This is a genomic window from Bradyrhizobium embrapense (assembly GCF_001189235.2).
Taxonomy (GTDB): domain Bacteria; phylum Pseudomonadota; class Alphaproteobacteria; order Rhizobiales; family Xanthobacteraceae; genus Bradyrhizobium; species Bradyrhizobium embrapense.
Genome location: NZ_LFIP02000003.1, coordinates 286,687 through 303,964 on the forward strand (window position 1 = coordinate 286,687; position 17,278 = coordinate 303,964).

22 protein-coding genes are annotated in these 17,278 nt (G+C 65.7%); 6 read left to right on the forward strand and 16 right to left on the reverse strand.

Annotated elements, in window-relative coordinates; all coding sequences use genetic code 11:
• Window positions 1-109 precede the first annotated feature (109 nt).
• Window positions 110-343: a DUF6894 family protein gene (locus tag AKN83_RS15375; protein WP_050403167.1), complete on the forward strand. Its 234-nt coding sequence runs from the start codon at window positions 110-112 to the stop codon at window positions 341-343.
• A gap of 27 nt (window positions 344-370) precedes the next feature.
• Here the strand turns inward: AKN83_RS15375 and AKN83_RS15380 are convergent, their stop codons facing one another.
• From AKN83_RS15380 to ygfZ, 5 genes are all read right to left on the reverse strand, one after another.
• Window positions 371-3,076 carry a DUF2339 domain-containing protein gene (locus tag AKN83_RS15380; protein WP_050403168.1) on the reverse strand — a complete coding sequence of 902 codons (2,706 nt, stop codon included), beginning with the start codon at window positions 3,074-3,076 and terminating at the stop codon, window positions 371-373.
• A gap of 110 nt (window positions 3,077-3,186) precedes the next feature.
• On the reverse strand, window positions 3,187-3,693 hold the full coding sequence (locus tag AKN83_RS15385) for a tyrosine phosphatase family protein (protein ID WP_050403169.1): 507 nt from the start codon (window positions 3,691-3,693) through the stop codon (window positions 3,187-3,189).
• A 122-nt stretch (window positions 3,694-3,815) separates the two neighbouring features.
• Entirely contained in the window at window positions 3,816-4,427 is a 612-nt protein-coding gene (locus AKN83_RS15390) for a YfbR-like 5'-deoxynucleotidase (protein ID WP_050403170.1), read from the reverse strand.
• On the reverse strand, window positions 4,424-5,050 hold the full coding sequence (locus tag AKN83_RS15395; RefSeq protein WP_050403171.1) for a DNA-3-methyladenine glycosylase I: 627 nt from the start codon (window positions 5,048-5,050) through the stop codon (window positions 4,424-4,426). Before AKN83_RS15395 ends, AKN83_RS15390 begins: the two co-directional genes overlap by 4 nt.
• On the reverse strand, window positions 5,047-5,928 hold the full coding sequence (ygfZ, locus tag AKN83_RS15400) for a CAF17-like 4Fe-4S cluster assembly/insertion protein YgfZ (protein ID WP_050403172.1): 882 nt from the start codon (window positions 5,926-5,928) through the stop codon (window positions 5,047-5,049). The genes AKN83_RS15395 and ygfZ overlap by 4 nt, the downstream gene beginning before the upstream one ends.
• Before the next feature lie 128 nt (window positions 5,929-6,056).
• Between ygfZ and AKN83_RS15405 the strand changes: the two genes are divergently transcribed.
• The gene (locus AKN83_RS15405) at window positions 6,057-7,391 is read left to right on the forward strand and encodes a dihydroorotase (protein ID WP_050403173.1); all 1,335 of its coding nucleotides are present in this window, start codon (window positions 6,057-6,059) and stop codon (window positions 7,389-7,391) included.
• A 9-nt stretch (window positions 7,392-7,400) separates the two neighbouring features.
• Here AKN83_RS15405 and AKN83_RS15410 read toward each other — a convergent pair whose 3' ends face one another.
• The 5 genes from AKN83_RS15410 to AKN83_RS15430 form a co-directional block, all read right to left on the reverse strand.
• Complete coding sequence (locus AKN83_RS15410) at window positions 7,401-7,667, reverse strand: hypothetical protein (protein WP_028332620.1); 267 nt, start codon at window positions 7,665-7,667, stop codon at window positions 7,401-7,403.
• A gap of 155 nt (window positions 7,668-7,822) precedes the next feature.
• Entirely contained in the window at window positions 7,823-8,479 is a 657-nt protein-coding gene (locus AKN83_RS15415) for an HAD family hydrolase (protein ID WP_050403174.1), read from the reverse strand.
• Complete coding sequence (locus tag AKN83_RS15420) at window positions 8,469-8,846, reverse strand: TIGR02301 family protein (protein ID WP_050403175.1); 378 nt, start codon at window positions 8,844-8,846, stop codon at window positions 8,469-8,471. Before AKN83_RS15420 ends, AKN83_RS15415 begins: the two co-directional genes overlap by 11 nt.
• An 85-nt stretch (window positions 8,847-8,931) precedes the next feature.
• A complete protein-coding gene (locus tag AKN83_RS15425; RefSeq protein ID WP_050403176.1) occupies window positions 8,932-9,351 on the reverse strand; it encodes an NUDIX hydrolase in 420 nt (139 codons plus the stop codon).
• Window positions 9,352-9,389: 38 nt separating this feature from the next.
• On the reverse strand, window positions 9,390-9,890 hold the full coding sequence (locus AKN83_RS15430) for a hypothetical protein (RefSeq protein ID WP_050403177.1): 501 nt from the start codon (window positions 9,888-9,890) through the stop codon (window positions 9,390-9,392).
• Window positions 9,891-9,952: 62 nt separating this feature from the next.
• Between AKN83_RS15430 and AKN83_RS15435 the strand changes: the two genes are divergently transcribed.
• Entirely contained in the window at window positions 9,953-10,714 is a 762-nt protein-coding gene (locus tag AKN83_RS15435; protein WP_050403178.1) for an SOS response-associated peptidase, read from the forward strand.
• A 92-nt stretch (window positions 10,715-10,806) separates the two neighbouring features.
• Here AKN83_RS15435 and AKN83_RS15440 read toward each other — a convergent pair whose 3' ends face one another.
• Genes AKN83_RS15440 through AKN83_RS15450 form a run of 3 tightly spaced genes read right to left on the reverse strand, consistent with a single transcriptional unit; the run spans window position 10,807 to window position 12,114 of the window.
• Window positions 10,807-11,202, reverse strand: coding sequence for a RidA family protein (locus AKN83_RS15440; protein WP_050403179.1), 396 nt, complete (start codon window positions 11,200-11,202; stop codon window positions 10,807-10,809).
• 4 nt (window positions 11,203-11,206) lie between these two features.
• The gene (locus tag AKN83_RS15445) at window positions 11,207-11,686 is read right to left on the reverse strand and encodes a DUF6691 family protein (protein WP_050403180.1); all 480 of its coding nucleotides are present in this window, start codon (window positions 11,684-11,686) and stop codon (window positions 11,207-11,209) included.
• Between the two features lie 2 nt (window positions 11,687-11,688).
• A complete protein-coding gene (locus AKN83_RS15450) occupies window positions 11,689-12,114 on the reverse strand; it encodes a YeeE/YedE family protein (RefSeq protein WP_050403181.1) in 426 nt (141 codons plus the stop codon).
• 197 nt (window positions 12,115-12,311) lie between these two features.
• Here AKN83_RS15450 and AKN83_RS15455 point away from each other — a divergent pair, with 197 nt between their 5' ends.
• Window positions 12,312-12,746: a hypothetical protein gene (locus AKN83_RS15455; RefSeq protein WP_050403182.1), complete on the forward strand. Its 435-nt coding sequence runs from the start codon at window positions 12,312-12,314 to the stop codon at window positions 12,744-12,746.
• Between the two features lie 74 nt (window positions 12,747-12,820).
• Here AKN83_RS15455 and AKN83_RS15460 read toward each other — a convergent pair whose 3' ends face one another.
• Window positions 12,821-13,339 (reverse strand): mismatch-specific DNA-glycosylase, encoded by a 519-nt coding sequence (locus AKN83_RS15460; protein WP_157113402.1) that lies wholly within the window; start codon window positions 13,337-13,339, stop codon window positions 12,821-12,823.
• 243 nt (window positions 13,340-13,582) lie between these two features.
• Entirely contained in the window at window positions 13,583-13,978 is a 396-nt protein-coding gene (locus tag AKN83_RS15465) for a hypothetical protein (protein ID WP_050403183.1), read from the reverse strand.
• Between the two features lie 157 nt (window positions 13,979-14,135).
• Between AKN83_RS15465 and AKN83_RS15470 the strand changes: the two genes are divergently transcribed.
• Both AKN83_RS15470 and AKN83_RS15475 read left to right on the forward strand, forming a co-directional pair.
• Window positions 14,136-15,815: a flavin-containing monooxygenase gene (locus AKN83_RS15470; protein ID WP_050403184.1), complete on the forward strand. Its 1,680-nt coding sequence runs from the start codon at window positions 14,136-14,138 to the stop codon at window positions 15,813-15,815.
• A gap of 36 nt (window positions 15,816-15,851) precedes the next feature.
• Entirely contained in the window at window positions 15,852-16,277 is a 426-nt protein-coding gene (locus AKN83_RS15475; protein ID WP_050403185.1) for a VOC family protein, read from the forward strand.
• A 384-nt stretch (window positions 16,278-16,661) separates the two neighbouring features.
• On the opposite strand, the gene AKN83_RS15480 is transcribed toward AKN83_RS15475, so the two are convergent.
• Entirely contained in the window at window positions 16,662-17,057 is a 396-nt protein-coding gene (locus AKN83_RS15480; protein ID WP_050403186.1) for a hypothetical protein, read from the reverse strand.
• Window positions 17,058-17,278: the final 221 nt, after the last annotated feature.

The window sequence follows — 17,278 nt, forward strand, 5'->3', positions numbered from 1 at the left end:
CTGCCGAGCCGTAGTCATACGGATGGCGGTCGCCACGCGTTGATAGCTACTCAATAGCCTAGCGTTCGCCGACAGGCGGGATGCCGAGGATACCGATTTGAGTAGTCATATGGCGCAGTATTTTTTCCGTATCAGTGATGGCGATTACGCTGGTGCATCCGACCACGCGACGGAGTTCGAGAGCCGTGACGTGGCCTGGGCCGAGATGACCAAGGTGTGCGGTAATTTCCTTGGCAGCATTTCGCGCAACATGAAGCAAGACAGCGAATGGCACATGGAGCTGCTCGACGAGAGCCGCAAGCCCGTGTTCAGGATTCGGCTGGTTGCCGAATCCGTCGACTGAGGCGCTCGCCGTTCAGGACGACTAACTTCAACCCTCAGCCTGCGGGAGAGGCGGAGCGGCCTGCCTGCGGAACAGGATCCGCTGATAAAGCCAGCCGATCGCGACCAGCACGATGCCGAGGCACATGAATGACAGCGCCCGGTAGGCGCCCGTGAGCGTCGACATGTCGACCAGGAACGCCTTCAGGATCGTCAGCCCGATCACCGCAGCGGAGGCGAGCCGCGCCCGCTGCGAGTTGACGACGATGCCGATACCGAGCAGCGCGACGCCGAACATCAGCCAGGCGATCGAATAGGTGTATTGCTCGGCGCCTGTGGTCTCGCCGCGCGTCAACACCGGTCCATGATAGAGCCTGCGGATTTCGAACGTGACGTAAGCGAGCGCTAGCACCAGCGCGCCGGCTGCGATCGTGTTGGCGTAGCCCGCGGGACGATGGCCCGCCACCGCATAGGACAGCAGCAGCGCCAGCACGGCCGGCAATGCGTAGCCGAGCAGCAAGAGATTGATGAAGCTGCCGCCGACGTCCTGCCACCACAGCATCGGGTTCTCGAGCCCCAGCAGCCCGAACAGGCTGGCAAGCCCGGCGAACGCGGTGAGCAGGATCGCACCGACGTTGTGGACGATGCTGCCGCTGCGCAGCCGCAGCCGCTCCAGCCCGATCGCCATCGCGAGCGTTACGCCGACCTGCAATGCGACCTCGGTCAGCCCGGCACTGGCGTAATAGACATCGCCGGCATTGACCGCATGGCGGATCTCCATGAAGGCGAGCAGCACCGTGAACAGGATCGCGGCGGACTCGACCATCCGCAGCGGGACGTCGTCGCCATTGCGGCGCAGGAAATGGCTTGCCGCCCAGAATGACAGCGCCGGAACGCCATAGCCCCACAGCAGCCAGTTGAAGATCGGCGTGGCGCCGACGGCATCGCCCGCGATCCGCGGCTCGTAGCCGATGCGTAGCACCACGATGCTGGCCAGGATCGCGGCAAGCCAGCGCAGGAACGGGATCGGCCGCTGTACTGACAGCCATGCCGTGCCCATCGACACCAGCGCCAGCGCGATGGTGAGCCAGCCCTTGTCGAGCGCGAAGGTCAGCGCCAGCGCCAGCGAAGCGAGGGCGCCGGTGGCTGACAGCGCAATCGAAGGCGACAGTTCCGGCCGCTCGCGGCGCCGGGTCAGCGCTTCGGTCGCGGCGGCATAGGCCGCAGCGAGCAGCACGGCAAGGATTGCAAACGGGATCGAGCGATCGAGATGCGCGATGCGTGCATAGAGTGCGACCAGCAGTGCGACCGGCGTGAACACGGCTGCCGCGGCCCAGGTCACCATGACCTTCGTGGTGACAAACCGGAATTGCGCGAGGAAGCCGGCGATGCCGAAGGCAGCCGCGAACAGCGCCGCGGTGACGAGATGCAGCGAGACCGACCCATCGGTCGCGGACGGGCCGATGCCCGGGATCGCACCGCCCGGCAGCACCAGCATGTCGACGTTGCGGCGCACGGCCCACTCGCCGAACACGATGAAGACGAATACCGACGCGGCGGCGATGGCGCCGGCAGCGGCCGGCGCGCGCCCGGCGACGAAAAGGCTGCCCGCCGTCAGCAGCGCAAAGCCAATCATCGCGCTGTCGGCATGGGCGCTGTTGAGCACGATCAGCGTCGCGCCGAACAGATAGGCCGCGAGCGAGCCGGACGAGATCGGCTCGATCTCCTCGCCATCGCCGTCGGGGCCGAACATGAAACCGCAGACCACCAGCAGCGCCGCCAGCACGAAGCCCGCGACGACGTGGAAGACGTGCGGCGCGATCATCTCCGGCCCGCATTGCAGGCATGGCAAGGTCCATAGCAGCGCGAAGGCGATCGTCGTGACGGCGAGCCAGCGCCACAGTCGGATCCGCGCGAGGCCGAACGCCGCCGCGGTGACGATCGCAAGATAAATGTAGAGCGACCAGAAGTCCGGCTTGTCGGATGAAACCAGGATCGGAGTGACGAAGGCACCAACGATGCCGAGCCCGGCCAGTGCTGGCCCGTGCAGCAGCGCGGCCGCGAGCGTGCCGAGTGCGACCATGCCGAGCAGGATGAAGGCGGTTGCCGGCGCGAGGAAGTCGTACAGCGCGTAGGCGGCATAGACCGTGGCGAACGCCACCGCGGTGCCGGCCGCGGTGAGGATCGCCGGAATGTTGGCGACCGGCAGTGCCGCGATGCTGGAGATGCTTTCCCTGCGCCGCGTCCACTCGCTGGCGCCGAGCAAAGCGAGCGCAAACAGCGCGGCGAGCATCGTGCGTACGCCGGGGCCGAGCAGCCCGGCCTCGATCGAATAGCGCACCATGAAGAAGCCGCCGAGCGCCAGCGTCAGGCCGCCGATCCACACCACCCAGCGCGTGCCGAGCGTCTCCTCGAAGCCGGGCGCCGCTTGCTGTGGGGCGGGCGGCTCTGGCAGCGGCGGCGGGGCGGCGCTTGCCGCGTCTGCGGCTGCCTCTGCATGCGCGGCCGGCTCGCGAGCAGCCATCTCGGGGAGCGGCGGCGGCGCGATGGGAGGCGCTGCCGGCAGCGTCTGCTCGAACGCCTCGAGCGGCGCCAGTGGCGGCGGCGCGGCCGTCCGCGCGGCGGATACGCCTGCGGCCTCGATCGCATCCAGCCGACGCTGCAGCACCGCAATCTGGCCCAGCGCCTTGCGCGCGAAAATGATCGCGACAATGGCGATGACAAGCGTGAGGAAATCGAACGGCGAATCGAACATCGGGCCTCCGGCGGGACGCGCCGGACCATCGGCCAGCCGGCCGCCCGTCGCAACCTAGTAGTGCAGTTGAGAGGACTGGAAGTTCAAGCCACCGGCCTGGCAGGCTCTGGCTATTCCAGATCGATGTGGAAGGGTCGGCCCTCGACGCTCATGCTGCCGGGGCCCATCGCATCGAGTGCGCGCAGCATCCGGCCCTCGCGCCCCAGCGCCTTGTCGGCGAGGCTGACGATCAGCCGGTTGGGCGCTGCGATCGGCGAGGCCGCGCGGATCAGCCGGGCGATGGACATTTCGTCGCGGTGCGGATTGAGCGCGCAGACCGTGGCGAAGGCGCTGGCGGTCGAGCGGCTGATGCCGGCGTAGCAATGCACCACCATCGGCGCGCGGCGATCCCAGCCGCGCACGAAGGCGAGCACCCGCTCGATATGCGTCTCGTTCGGCGCAACGAATCCGTCCATCTGTTCGACGATGTCGTCCATCGACACCTTCAGGTGGTTGGCCGGAAGCACGGAGGGCGGCCGCTGCACCTGGTCGACATTGGCCATCACGGTCAGCACGTGGCTGGCGCCGGTGGCACGAACCGTGTCGGAGAGCGCGGCAAGCGAGCAGACGTGAAGCATGATGGTCCTTGGCTATCGGTACGCCCGATTATAACGGCTGCTCCCCGGCGGGCAAAGGTACGCGGCGCGATGCCCGCGCTGCGTTTTGCGGCGCAACCGGCAGCACGCTACGCGCCGCACGCCTACGATGCGTGCAATGCCTTGAAGCGTTCGAGGAACTGCTTTTCGGCCCTCGCTGCGGTCCAGGGCGTCAGATAGTCGCGCTCGGTCGCTTCCGGCAATTCCGGGTCGCGGCCGAACAACCGCTTGGCTTCGGCCTGCGAAAAGCCCGCCAGATGCGTCGCCTCCAGATAGGCTGCGCCACGATCGGCGGCCTTGATCTGCAGGGTGATCTCGTCCGCCAGCACCGCCGGCAGGCCGAAGCGGATATGGATCGCCGACAGCAGCCGCTTTTCCACCACCTTGTATTCACCGGCCAGCACCGCTTTGAACGGCGAGATCATGTCGCCGATGACGTATTCGGGCGCGTCGTGCAGCAGTGCGGCGAGCCGATGGCTGATATCGACGCGCGGCGTCTGCTGGCGCATCACGGCTTCGACCAGCAGCGTGTGCTGGGCTACTGAGAAGATGTGCGCGCCGGAGGTCTGTCCATTCCAGCGCGCGACTCGCGCCAGGCCGTGCGCGATGTCGACGATCTCGATATCGAGCGGCGACGGGTCGAGCAGGTCCAGCCGGCGCCCCGACAACATCCGCTGCCAGGCGCGGGTCGTCTCCGTCGATCTGCGTGCCGTCATTTCTTCTTGAGCCGCGGCATGCGGAGCTTGCCGCTGCAGGCCTCGTGGCAGAAGCAGGTCACGAGGTGATCGTTGACCATGCCGGTTGCCTGCATGAAGGCATAGACGATGGTGGGGCCGACGAACTTGAAGCCGCGCGCGCCGAGCTCCTTGGAGACCTTGATCGAGACCGGCGTCGAGGCCGGCACGCTCGCGGTGGTCTTGAACTGATTGACCTTCGGCTTGCCGTCGACGAAGTCCCACAGGAATTTCGAGAAGCCGGGACCCTTCTCCATGATCTCCAGATAGCCCTTCGCGCTCGCGATCGTGCCTTCGATCTTGGCGCGGTTACGAACGATGCCGGCGTCGTTCATCAGCGCATGCACCTTCTTGTCGGTGTAGCGCGCGATCTTCTCGGGCTGGAAATCGTCGAAGGCTTTGCGGAAGTTGTCGCGCTTGCGCAGGATCGTGATCCAGGACAGGCCGGCCTGGAAGCCGTCGAGGATCAGCTTTTCGTAGAGCGCACGGTCGTCATATTCCGGCACGCCCCATTCATTGTCGTGATAGGCGACGTAGAACGCGTCCTCGCCCGGCCAAGGGCAGCGCGTCTTGCCGTCAGGATGCAGCTGTGCGGTACGACTCATGCAACGGTCTTCTTAGGGGTGATGCGGACAGCATCAGGATCGGCGAGATGAAGCGCGAGCCCTCCCGCGGTCAGCGGCAGGCCGGCGTCGAGCGCATCGGCAACGCGGTCGATACGCACCAGCGCGAGGCCTTTCTCGCCGGCGGTCGAGCCCATGGTGCCGACCTGCTTGTTGCCGGCCTGGATCGTCGCGCCGGTCTCGGGGGCGGGGCCGTCGAGAATGATCTTCACCGTGCGCGTGCGCGCCGTGCCGCGATGCTGCATGCGCGACACGACTTCCTGGCCGACATAGCAGCCCTTGTCGAAATCGACGCCGTTGAGGCGGTCCATATTGGTCTCGTGCGGGAAGGCGTCGCCATAGATGAAGTCGAGCCCGCCGCGCGGCACGCCGGTCGCGATCCGATGCGCTTCATATGCGCCGCTGTCGACGAGATCGGCGCCGATCAGGTCAGCGAGTTTCTGCTTGAGATCTTCCGGGATCAGGACGCGCCAGCCGAGCGCCGCGTTGCGCGGATCGGCGAAGGCGAGATCGGGAATCGCCGCGGGCTCGCCATCCCAGGCGGCCAGCACGCCAAGGCTGTCGGAGAGGTTCTCGACCACGACCTTGGCGCGCAGCTTGTAGAAGCCGAGCTTGTCGGCAAGCCCCTTGGCGAGCGCGCGCGGCGCATCGATCAGGAAGCCGCCGCCATGACCTGTGGGTATCTCGGTGATCAGGAAGTCGACGATGATCTTGCCCTGCGGCGTCAGCAGCGCGCCGAACCGGGCCTGTCCCGGGGCCAGTTGCTCGACATCGGTCGTGATGAGGCCGTTGAGGAAGTTGCGGGCGTCCTCGCCAGAGACCTTGATCACGCCCCGATCTGGAAGAAACGCTGCTTTCATTAGCAAAATTCGCTCTTTTCCAAGTTCCTTGGGAAACGCGGTCCGCGCGGATATCCCCAGCCTAGCTAAGGCGCTACAATGCGCCGAACAAGGCCCGCGCGACACCCGAAAGCGGGCGCCGAGGACCGATGAATCAGCATTTTGACACCATTCTAAAATCCGGCACCGTGGTCAATCAGGACGGCGAGGGCGTGCGCGATGTCGGCGTCACGAACGGCCGCATCGCCGCGATCGGCTCGCTCAGCCAGGCCTCGGCCGGCGAGGTGATCGACTGCAAGGGCCTGCACATCCTGCCCGGCGTGATGGACACCCAGGTGCATTTCCGTGAGCCCGGGCTGACGCAGAAGGAAGATCTCGAGACCGGCTCGCGCAGTGCCGTAATGGGCGGCGTCACCGCGGTGTTCGAGATGCCGAATACCAACCCGCTGACGGTCACCGAAGAAGCGTTCACCGACAAGATCAAGCGCGGTCACCATCGCATGCATTGCGATTTCGCCTTCTTCATCGGCGGCACCCGCGAGAACGTGCAGGACCTGCCGGAGCTCGAGCGGGCGCCGGGCTGCGCCGGCGTCAAGGTGTTCATCGGCTCGTCCACCGGTGCGCTCTTGGTCGAGGACGACGAGAGCCTGCGGCGGATCTTCCAGGTGATCCGGCGCCGCGCCGCGTTCCACGCCGAGGACGAGTATCGGTTGAACGAGCGCAAGCCGCTGCGGATCGAGGGCGATCCGCGCTCGCATCCGGTGTGGCGCGACGAGACCGCGGCGCTGATGGCGACCGAGCGTCTGGTCAATCTCGCGCGCGAGACCGGCAAGCGCATCCATGTGCTGCACATCTCGACCAAGGAAGAGATCCTGTATCTGCGCGACCACAAGGATGTCGCCTCCTGCGAGGCAACGCCGCACCACCTCACCATGGCCGCGCCGGAATGCTACGAGCGGCTCGGCACGCTGGCGCAGATGAACCCGCCGGTGCGCTCGGCCGATCATCGCGCCGGCATCTGGTACGGCATCGAGCAGGGCATCATCGACGTGCTCGGCTCGGACCACGCGCCGCATACGCTGGAGGAGAAGGAGAAGACCTATCCGGCCTCGCCGTCGGGCATGACCGGCGTGCAGACGCTGGTGCCCTTGATGCTCGATCACGTCAACGCCGGGCGGCTGTCGCTGGCGCGCTTCGTCGATCTCACCAGTGCGGGTCCGGCGCGGTTGTTCAACATCGCCCGCAAGGGCCGCATCGCGGCGGGCTATGATGCCGACTTCACCGTGGTCGATCTGAAGCGCAGCGAGACCATCACCAACAAATGGATCGCCTCGCGCGCCGCCTGGACGCCGTATGACGGCGTGCGCGTGCAGGGCTGGCCGGTCGGCACCTTCGTGCGCGGCAAGCGGGTGATGTGGCAGGGCGAAGTCACGACGCCGTCGACTGGCGAGCCGGTCCGCTTCCTGGAGACTCTCAAGCCGTAGCGGATTGGATTACTGCCGGGCCAATGCCAGCGAGAACTCGCCGTTGCGCACCCGCGCGGCGAGGCCCTCGGCGAACTTCGCCACCGCATCCTCGCCATAGGTGCCGACCAGCTCGGCGAGCGCCGCAAACAGGCTCGCCTGCGCGAGGCAGTCGCCATCGACACCGTCGTGACGCGCTTCCGCCCAGGCCTCGTTCAGGTAGCCCAGCGCGGCTTGCTTCTGTTCGTGATCGGGACGCGGGTCTTGGTGATGGGGAAAGGACGCTGGATGGCGCATGAAACTCTGCAAAATGGATGCGCGCGGTCCGGGGAGCGAACCACTGCGACGCGCGAGATGTACCACGCATGCGGGTACCGCCTAGCCCACATCTTTCGAAAAGGTTAACGCCCACCACGGCATTTAAAGGGGAATTTCGGACGTCGCCGCCGCGATCAGCCAAATGAGCTGTGGATATGATCCAGCACCGCGCGCGGCGAGGCGCACAGGTGGCTGGCGCCGGCCGAGGTCAGCTCCTCCGGCGTGCCGTAGCCATAGGTGACGCCGACCGCGCGGATGCCGTTGCTGACGGCCCCGATCACGTCGTGGCTGCGGTCGCCGATCATCACGGCATGCGCCGGATCGGTCCCGGTCTGCGCCAGCGCATAGGCCAGCAGGTCGACCTTGTTGACCCGCGTTCCGTCGAGCTCGGAGCCGAACACGTGGTCGAAATAGCTGCTCAAGCCGAAATGCGCGACGATCCGGGTCGCGAACACGTGCGGCTTCGAGGTCGCGACGAAGATGCGCCCCGGCGCCTGCCGCAGCGCCGCCAGCACGTCGGCGATATCGGGATAGACGCTGTTCTCGAACAGCCCGACGTCGCCGAATCGCTCGCGGTACAGTTCGACGGCGCGGTCGGCGAGTTCCTCGCCGCCGAGCAGCATCGCAAAGCTCGCCCGCAGCGGCGGCCCGATGCACCAGGTCAGTTCGTCCTGCGAGGGAACCGGGCGGCCGAGCTTGCCCAGCGCATACTGGATCGAGCCGGTGATGCCGGGCTTCGGGTCGGTCAGGGTGCCGTCGAGGTCGAAGAAGATCGCGCGGTCAGTTGGCATAGCGAGCCGTCAGGTCGCGCGAGATTTTTGAGCCTTCCTCGATGTAGCGGCGGATCGCCACGGAGGCCGCGGGGGTGCAGGTCCGGTAGGTCTGCTGGAAGCTGTTATAGCCGCGGTTGAAGCCCGCAACCATGCGGGCGCGGCGGTCGCCGGAGGGGGTTTCGGCATCGATCAGGGCCTGCATCTCGTTGCGCCATTTGGCGCCCTCGTTGGAGCCGCAGATGCCGCGCAGATAGTGCAGGGCGCCGAGGATCTCAGCCAGCCGCTGCAGGTCGCCGTCGAACGGCGCAGCCGCGTCCTGCGCCCGGGCGGGCGTCGCGAGGCATGCCGACATCAGGATCACAACGGCGAGAAAGGCTCTGATCATCAGGGGTTCCGGAATCGCCGTGGTATGCCCCCTCAATGCGCCCGAGGCAAGGCGGCAGGACGGGTCCAAAGCGCCGACACGGCCCTCAAACCAGCCGCCAGGCGGCCGCAATGACCTCGTGCAGCCCCCCGGTGACCTTGAGATCGCCGATCTGTTCCGGCGCCAGCCATTTGAAATCGTCGTGCTCGTCGTTCAGCACGGGCTCGCGGAAGGCCCAGCGCGCCGCGAACGTCATGATCAGATAGTGCCCGGTGGCGGGGCCGGTCGGCAGCACCTCGCGCCAGCCGGCCAACCCCACTATCTCGACCCTGAGGCCCGTCTCCTCGTCGATCTCCCGGTGCAGGGCGGTGTGCAGGGTCTCGCCGAACTCGACCCGGCCGCCGGGCAGCGAATAGAAGCCCTTGCCCGGCGAGCGGGCGCGGCGCACCAGCAGCACCTTGCCGTCGCGGAAAATCACGCCGGAGACGGCGAGCTGCGGGCGGATCGGAGGTTCGGGAGGGCTCAAGACGACAACCAGTTTTGACGGCCATCATGCCCGATAAATCAGGCGCCCGCCATGATGCTCTCGACATCGGCCTCTGCGGCGCCGTTGATGACACCGGCCGTCTGCATCACCAGCGGCTTGACCCAGACGATCGCCTGCTCGGCGAGCGCGACCCGGCTCTTGTCCTGGTGCAATTGCCGCATCGCGGCGCCGACCTCGGTCAGGATCCTGGTCATGCTGTCGGTGAGCTGATCGAATTCGGCCCGGATACTGGCGTTCGCCATCTCATAGGCCTCGATCGCGAGGTCGCGTGCCTTGAAATTGGACGCGGTGAAATGCTCGGCATAGGACAGCGGCTGCCATTCCAGGAAATCGTCGGCGCATTCCGGCAGGTCCGGGACCATCTCCAGCAACATGATGGCTTCGTTGAAGTGATTGAGGTAGTCGGTCGCAAGCCCGGTGCGGGGATTGATGTTGGCGGCGCGCAACTGCGCCGCCCGCGCCTCGTCGGGGTACGTCGGTCGCGGGGAAGAGCCCGCTATGGCGGCCGTTGAGGTCATTGGTCGCAGTCTTTAACGGTCCAAGTTAAGGCGGAATAAACGGATACCACCCGGGACAGGATATGTGCGGACGCTTTGTCATTACCTCGCCGCCGGCGGCCTTGCGAGAGATGTTCGGCTACATCGAGCAGCCGAATTTTCCGCCGCGGTATAATGTTGCGCCGACCCAGCCGATCCCCGTCGTGCTGCTGCAGAATGGCGGCCGGCATTTTCAATTGATGCGCTGGGGCCTGATCCCGTCCTGGGTCAAGGATCCCCGCACGTTCTCGCTTTTGATCAACGCCCGCTCCGAAACGGTGCGAGAGAAGCCGGCCTTCAAGAACGCGATCAAGCGGCGCCGCGCGCTGATCCCGGCCGACGGCTATTACGAATGGCAGGATGCCGGCGGCCGCAAGCGGCCGTTCTTCATCCATCGCCGCGACGGCCATCCGCTCGCCTTCGCCGCGCTGGCCGAGACCTGGATGGGACCGAACGGCGAGGAGCAGGACACGGTCGCGATCGTCACCGCACCCGCGAGTCCCGACCTCGCGCAACTGCATCACCGCGTGCCGGTCACGATCCGGCCCGAGCAATTCGCGCGCTGGCTCGACTGCCTGCCCAACGATGTCGACGACGTGATGCCGATGCTGAAGGGGCCCGACGTCGGCGAGTTCGCCTGGCACCAGGTGACGATGCGCGTCAACGCCGTCGCCAACGACGACGCACAATTGCTGCTGCCGATGACCGCCGAGGAGATCGCAGCGGAGGATGCGCCGGCGCCGAAGAAGGCCGCGCCGCGCAAGACGCCGGTGCGCGAGGACGACGGGCAGGGCTCGTTATTCTAGCGGCAGGAGCGCGATGCGCGAGGAGGATCACGCGCCGCTCTTCCCACATCGTCGTCCCGGCCTTCGCCGGGGCGACACTGAGCGTGCGGAGATCACCCCTTCACCGACGCGACGCCCTCGATCTCGATCAGCATCTTCGGATTGGGCAGCGCCACCACGACGCAGGTGGTGCGGGCGGGATAGGGCGCGGGGCCAAACGCGCCGGCATAGAGCGCGTTCATCGTGGCGACGTCGCTGGCGCGGGTCAGCAGCACGTTGACCTTGACGAGATCGCGCATCGTCGCGCCCGCTTCATTCAGCACGCGTTTGAAATTGGTCACGACATTGGCGAACTGCGCCTCGAAACCGTCGGGCAGCTCGCGGTTGGCGTCGAAGCCGGGAATGCCCGAGATGAACAGGAGATCGCCGACGCGGGCGCCGAACGAGAGCGGCGGCGCCTGGATGCCGGGCGGAGGAGGGAAGTGCTTGATCGCTGTGTTTTCTGTCATGAGGTCACCCGTCTGCGCGAGATGGAAGGGGAGAAGGTTCGATGGCGCGCGGCGAAGCGGCACGCCGGCGCCAGAGATTCTTGCCGAGCAGATTCTGGCCGATCATGCCGGCCAGCATCGCGATGACGAACACCACGATCGGCAGCGAGAGCCCGGCAAGATTGACCAATGCGGGGCCGGGGCAGATGCCGGCGAGGCCCCAGCCGATGCCGAACAGGATTGCGCCCCCGACCAGCGGCGCATCGATGTCGTTGCGGTCAGGCCAGAGGAAGCGCGCCGAGAAGGCGGGCGCGGTGCGCCGCCGCGCGATCGCAAAGCCGGTTGCTGCGACCGCGACCGCACCCGCCATCACGAAGGCGAGCGTCGCATCCCAGGCGCCGAACAGATCGAGGAAGCCGAGCACCTTCTGCGGATCGGTCATGCCCGAGATCAGCAGGCCCGCGCCGAAGATCAGCCCGCACACGAAGCTTGCAAGAACCGGCATGGCTAGCCTCCGATCCCGTGCCTGACGATGGCGACCGTGATGATCGCCGCCGTCATGAAGATGAACGTCGCCACGATCGAGCGGCCGGACAGCCGTGCGAAGCCGCAGACGCCGTGGCCCGAGGTGCAGCCATTGCCCATCCTTGTGCCGAATCCGACCAGCAGGCCTGCGATCGCGGTCACCACGAGGCTCGCATTCATCGCCGGCCGCGGCAGCGGCGCGCCGAATAGCGCCGCGATCAGGGGCGCCGCGATCAGTCCCGCGATGAACGCGATGCGCCAGAAGCGGTCGGCGGTACCGGGCTGGAGCAGGCCGCCGACGATGCCGGTGACCCCTGCGATCCGCCCGGTCAACAGCATCAGGAGCGCGGCGGCGAGGCCGATCAGTGCGCCGCCGGCGAAGCCGGAAACTGGGGTGAAATCGTGCATCGGTGCGGGTCCCTGTTGCGCAAACTCCTCAGCGATGGCGCAAAGCGGTGGGCGCACATGCGCCGATGGTCGCGTGGCTGCGTGGCCGATGATAGACTCCGCGACAACATGAACAAGCGCAATCCCGCGTGTTTTGCCGGCATTTCGAGGTGCCGCCGCCCGGTCGGATTGCCGCGATTCGATCTGGAGAATTCCCCATGAGACTGTCATCCGCCGCCCGCGCCGTGCTGTTTGCGCTGGCGCTGCTCACCGGATCGTCCGCCGCGCTGGCCGACGAGGGCGCGGTGACGCTCGTCATCTTCAAGGGCGGCTGGATCTTCGGCGGCTCCGCCGGCAAGGGCGTCCTGACCTTCCACGGCCAGACCTATGGGCTCACGGCGGGCGGACTGGATTACGGCCTCGTGTTCGGCGGCTCGCAGACCACGTTGCAGGGGCGGGTGCGCAATATCCGCCGCGCCCAGGATATCGCCGGCGTCTACGCCGCGGCGGGCATGGGCGTTGCGCTCGGCGCCGGCGTGCGCGGCATCCTGTTGACCAACCAGAACGGTGCCGTGCTCGAACTGAGCGGCAAGCAGATCGGGCTGATGGCCAATGTCGATCTCAGCGGGCTTGCGATCACGTTGAAGGAATAGCGCTTCGTCATTCCGGGGGCTCGCGCTAAGAAGCACGCCCCGGAATGACGGAGAAAGTCGCTCCATCCGGAGGTCTATGCGATCGTCTCGGCGAGGTCACGCCACGGCTGCAACGTCCAGTGCCCGGACGCTGCACCTGACGGCGACGGCAATACGAACACATCAGGAAAGCCGCTTGTTGCCGGCTGCCGCCCGAGCACAAGCGCGCTGGTCGGCTTGTTGTAGAACAGGCTCGCGGCCTTCCTGCTGGTGAAGGCGATGGTCTTCGGCCGGAACGTCTCGATCTTCGCCCTGAAGCCCACGACATCGAACGAGTCCCGTGCAATCTCGTGATCCATCCCGGCGCCGGTCTTGCAGAGATCGGTGAAGCCGATGCCGAGTTCCAGCAGCGCGGTGAACTCATCCGGCAGATAGAGCCGCGGCGTGATGCCGGCCTCATGCAGCGCGCGCCAGAATCGATTGCCGGGATGCGCGTAGTAGTGCCCGACCGCGGCAGACCGCGTGCTGGCCGCGGTGCCGACGAACACCAGGCGCAGATCGGCGCGGAGCTGGTCGGGAAGGCGGTGGAGGTTGGTGTCGGGCAGGTCGCTCATCCGGGCTCCTGCCTACCGCATGGCCAAAATATCGAAAACAACCCCATGCACAGTAGCCGGCGGCGTGTCGGCGCTCGATACGGCCACTTGACATGTCGGGCAACTCAGCGGCACTATTCTATTATTCCGAAAGTTGTGCAGGCGCGCCCCACCCCGCGCCAGGGACATGGCCGTAACTATATGCGACCGCCTGCCATCCGCCGAGCGAGGCCGCCGCTCGATTCGCCCTGATCTCATCGGGCACTAGCGCACCGGCTCCTTGATCTCGTCTTCGGCCGTCGCCGCCTGCGCCGGCGCCGTCGCACGCACCATCAGGAACCGTCCCGAGAACGCCGTGCCGCGGATGCTCCAGCGGCCGTCGATCTCGGTCGCGTCGGCATTGACGGCGCCTTCATAGTGCACGGTGTCGTAGCCGTAGCCCGATGGCTCGTAGCGCTTGACGAACGTCACCGCGTTGCCGGAACGGTGACCCGCGAGCGAGGCATTGTGGGTGCTGATCGGGCAGCCCGGCGCGACGCAGGGTTCGGTCACGCTGCCGCCGAGCGCGCCGCCGGCGTCGATCAGCGTCGCCAGGAACGTGACCATGCCGCTCGGCTGCATGTAGCTGCCGTCCCAGACGCCGGTGAGATTGTCGTCCATGTCGCTGGCCCGGATGTCCGCGCGTTGAGCTGCTGGGATCGATGTGGTGCAGGCAGCGCCTCAACGCAAGTCGCACGCGCGGCGGCGCGGTTGCCTGATCCGGCAAAACGGTCTGTAATCCGGCGCAACAGATCAAGAAGAATTTTGGGAGCTGACAATGACGGGAGAGCCGAAAACCCATTTCGAGGTGATCGTGGTCGGCGCCGGCGTCGCCGGCATCTACCAGATCAAGCGGCTCGCCGATCTCGGCATCGACGCCACCGTGCTGGAAGCCGCGCCCGATCTCGGCGGCACCTGGTACTGGAACCGGTATCCCGGCTGCCGTTTTGACTCGGAGAGCTACACCTACGGCTTCTCGTTCTCGCGCGAGCTGCTCGACGAATGGCACTGGAAGGAGCGCTTCTCCGGCCAGCCCGAGAACCTGCGCTACCTCAACTACGTCGCCGACAAGTTCGACCTGCGCAAATACATGCAGTTTGGCTGCAAGGTCGAGGCGATGCGGTTCGACGCGGCGCGCGATCTCTGGCAGTTGAAGATCAGCGACGGCCGCACGCTCACCTGCCACTTCGTCGTGCTGGGGATCGGTCTCTTGTCGGCGCCGACCATGCCGCGCGTGCCCGGCATCGATGACTTCAATGGGCTTTCTTTCCACACCTACTATTGGCCGCACGAGCCGGTCGATCTCTCCGGCAAGAAGGTCGCCGTGATCGGCACCGGCGCGACAGGCATTCAGGTGATCGGAGAGATCGCCGACAAGGTCGGCGAGCTCACCGTGTTCCAGCGCCGGCCCAACTGGAGCGCGCCGCTCAACAACAGCGAAATCTCGGAAGCCGAAATGGCCGACATCCGCGCGCGCTATGACGAGATCTTCGCCGCCTGCGCGCTGACGCCGGGCAGCTTCGTCCACGGCCCCGACAAGCGCGGCTTCCACGAGGTGAGCCGCGAGGAGCGGCTTGCGCTGTGGGACAGGCTCTACGACGAGCCCGGCTTCGGCATCTGGCTGGCAAACTTCCGCGAGATCTTCATGGATGAAGCCGCCAATGCGGAGCTGTCGGAATACATCGCAGGCCGCATCCGCCAACGCGTGAAGGATCCTGATGTCGCCGAAAAGCTGATCCCGAAAGATCACGGCTTCGGCGTGCAGCGCCTGCCGTTGGAGACCAACTATTTCGAGGCCTACAACCGCGACAACGTCCATCTCGTCGATCTCAGCGAGACGCCGCTGCTCCGCGTCACCGAGACGGGCCTGCGTACCACCGCGCGCGACTACGCGTTCGACATCATCGTCTACGCCACCGGCTTCGACGCTATCACCGGCGCCTACGACCTGATCGACATCGTAGGCATCGGCGGCGAAAAGCTCGCCGACAAATGGAAGCACGCGCCCTCGACCTTCCTCGGCATGATGGTCCACGGCTTCCCGAACCTGTTGATGCCCACGGGCCCGCAAAGCGCCTCCGCCTCGACGAACTTTCCGCGCGGCATCGAGAACGGCGTCAACTGGTGCACCAATTTGCTGCAATACATGTGGGACCGCGGCCTGACCCGCGCCGACGCGACGCTCGAGGCGCAGCAGCGCTGGACCGCTCATGTCGTCAAGATGTACGAGATCATGCTGATGCGCAAAGCCAAGGGCTGGTTCACCGGCTACAACTCCAACGTCCCGGGCCATGAGGAGGGGACGGTGAGGTATTTCGTCTACAACGGCGGCACGCCGAAGTTTCTGGGGATCATCAACCGCGTCGCGGCGGAGGGGTATCGGGAGATTGAGTTTAGGGCTGGGGCGCGGAGTGCCTTGCATGCAGCGGCCACTGGCTTGTCGGGCTCAGTGGCGTAAAATGCAAGCGATACCATCCAGCTGGAAGGCGGGCGAATGATCGATCACGTTTACATCTCCGTCACCAATATCGAGAAGTCGCTGGCCTTCTACTCTGAGGCGCTGAAGCCACTCGGCTGGAGGGTCTTCGGCAACTACGACTCCGCCTCGGGTCCCGAAGGCGTCCCTGATCTCTACGGCATCGTTGACGATGTCTACGGCAGCGGCAAGGCGGTCGGATCAAGCATCTGGCTGCGCCAACGCATGCCCGGCGAGACCGGGCTGTATCTCGGAATTGTCTGCAACACCAATGAGCTCGTCGACGCCGCCTACGCCGCCGCAATCAAGGCCGGCGGCACCGACGAGGGGCGACCAGCCGACCGCACCTACTTCGCCCCCGGCTACTACGCCGCCAACGTCGCCGACTTCGACGGCAATCGTTTCGAGTTCGTGCACAAGGCGTGGAACCCCAAGCGGACGTAGCAGCAAGCCTGTAGCCCGCATGAGTGAAGCGATATGCGGGACCGGTGCAAACCCGGATATCGCTTTGCTCATTCGGGCTACCTGCTGCTTGCGGTTCGTCAATCAAGGCGACTGCACGTAGGCCGATTGACTGAACTCCGGAGGCGGACCAGCCGACCGTATCGTGAAGCTGTTGTGGCCCATGGCGGTTCTGTGAGGGACGACTACCGATCCAACCATGGACACGCTGGAGCCGGCAGGCCGCACATCGAACGGAAATGCGCAACCTTGCGGAGCTGCCCAGCGGGGTCGCCGTTGCCCGGATGTCGCCGTCGCTTCGCTCGTCCGAGCTGCTTGCTTCGAGAGCCGGATCATCAACGTTGATCTCAAGCCGTCGCCGCCGTCTCACATCGAGCAGCGAACATAAGGCGTTTCCACCGGCACCGGTTCCTTGGAGCTGAGCGTGATCGTGTTCTCTCCGGAGAGTTTCACGTCGAATGTGACGTCCGAAATCGCGATGCCGTCCGAGCAGGCCGCGACCATTCGTACATTCTGTCCATCATCGTGCATCGATTTGACCGTGCACTTTTGAAAAGTGCCGGTGATTTGCTTTCCCTGCACGATCAAGCCGCCTGCATGGAGATCGGCATTCTGCTTGAACGCGAGCTTGTTGTTCACCTTGGTGAATATGTCGTTGCATGTCGAGGCGTCCATCGCCCAGGCCCCGTCCAAATTCCCGGCCTGTGTCGATCCCGATGGCGCAACGAGAAGGACGAATAACGCCGCAAGGTAGGCTTTCATGAAACTCTCCAGTTGATGAGGCAATGTACAGCAGCATTCACTGTGGACCGGACGTGGGAATTATCGTCGTCTGCAAGGCAACCGGGATGGCACCTCCGACGGAGCCCCCGACTTTGAGCCTCATAGAAAGTGATGAGATCGCGGATCTTTCGTTGATCCAGATCAAATCTGTGCGGCTCCCGGACGGGCGTGCCTTCAAAGCAAAAAAGACCGGGCTTTCG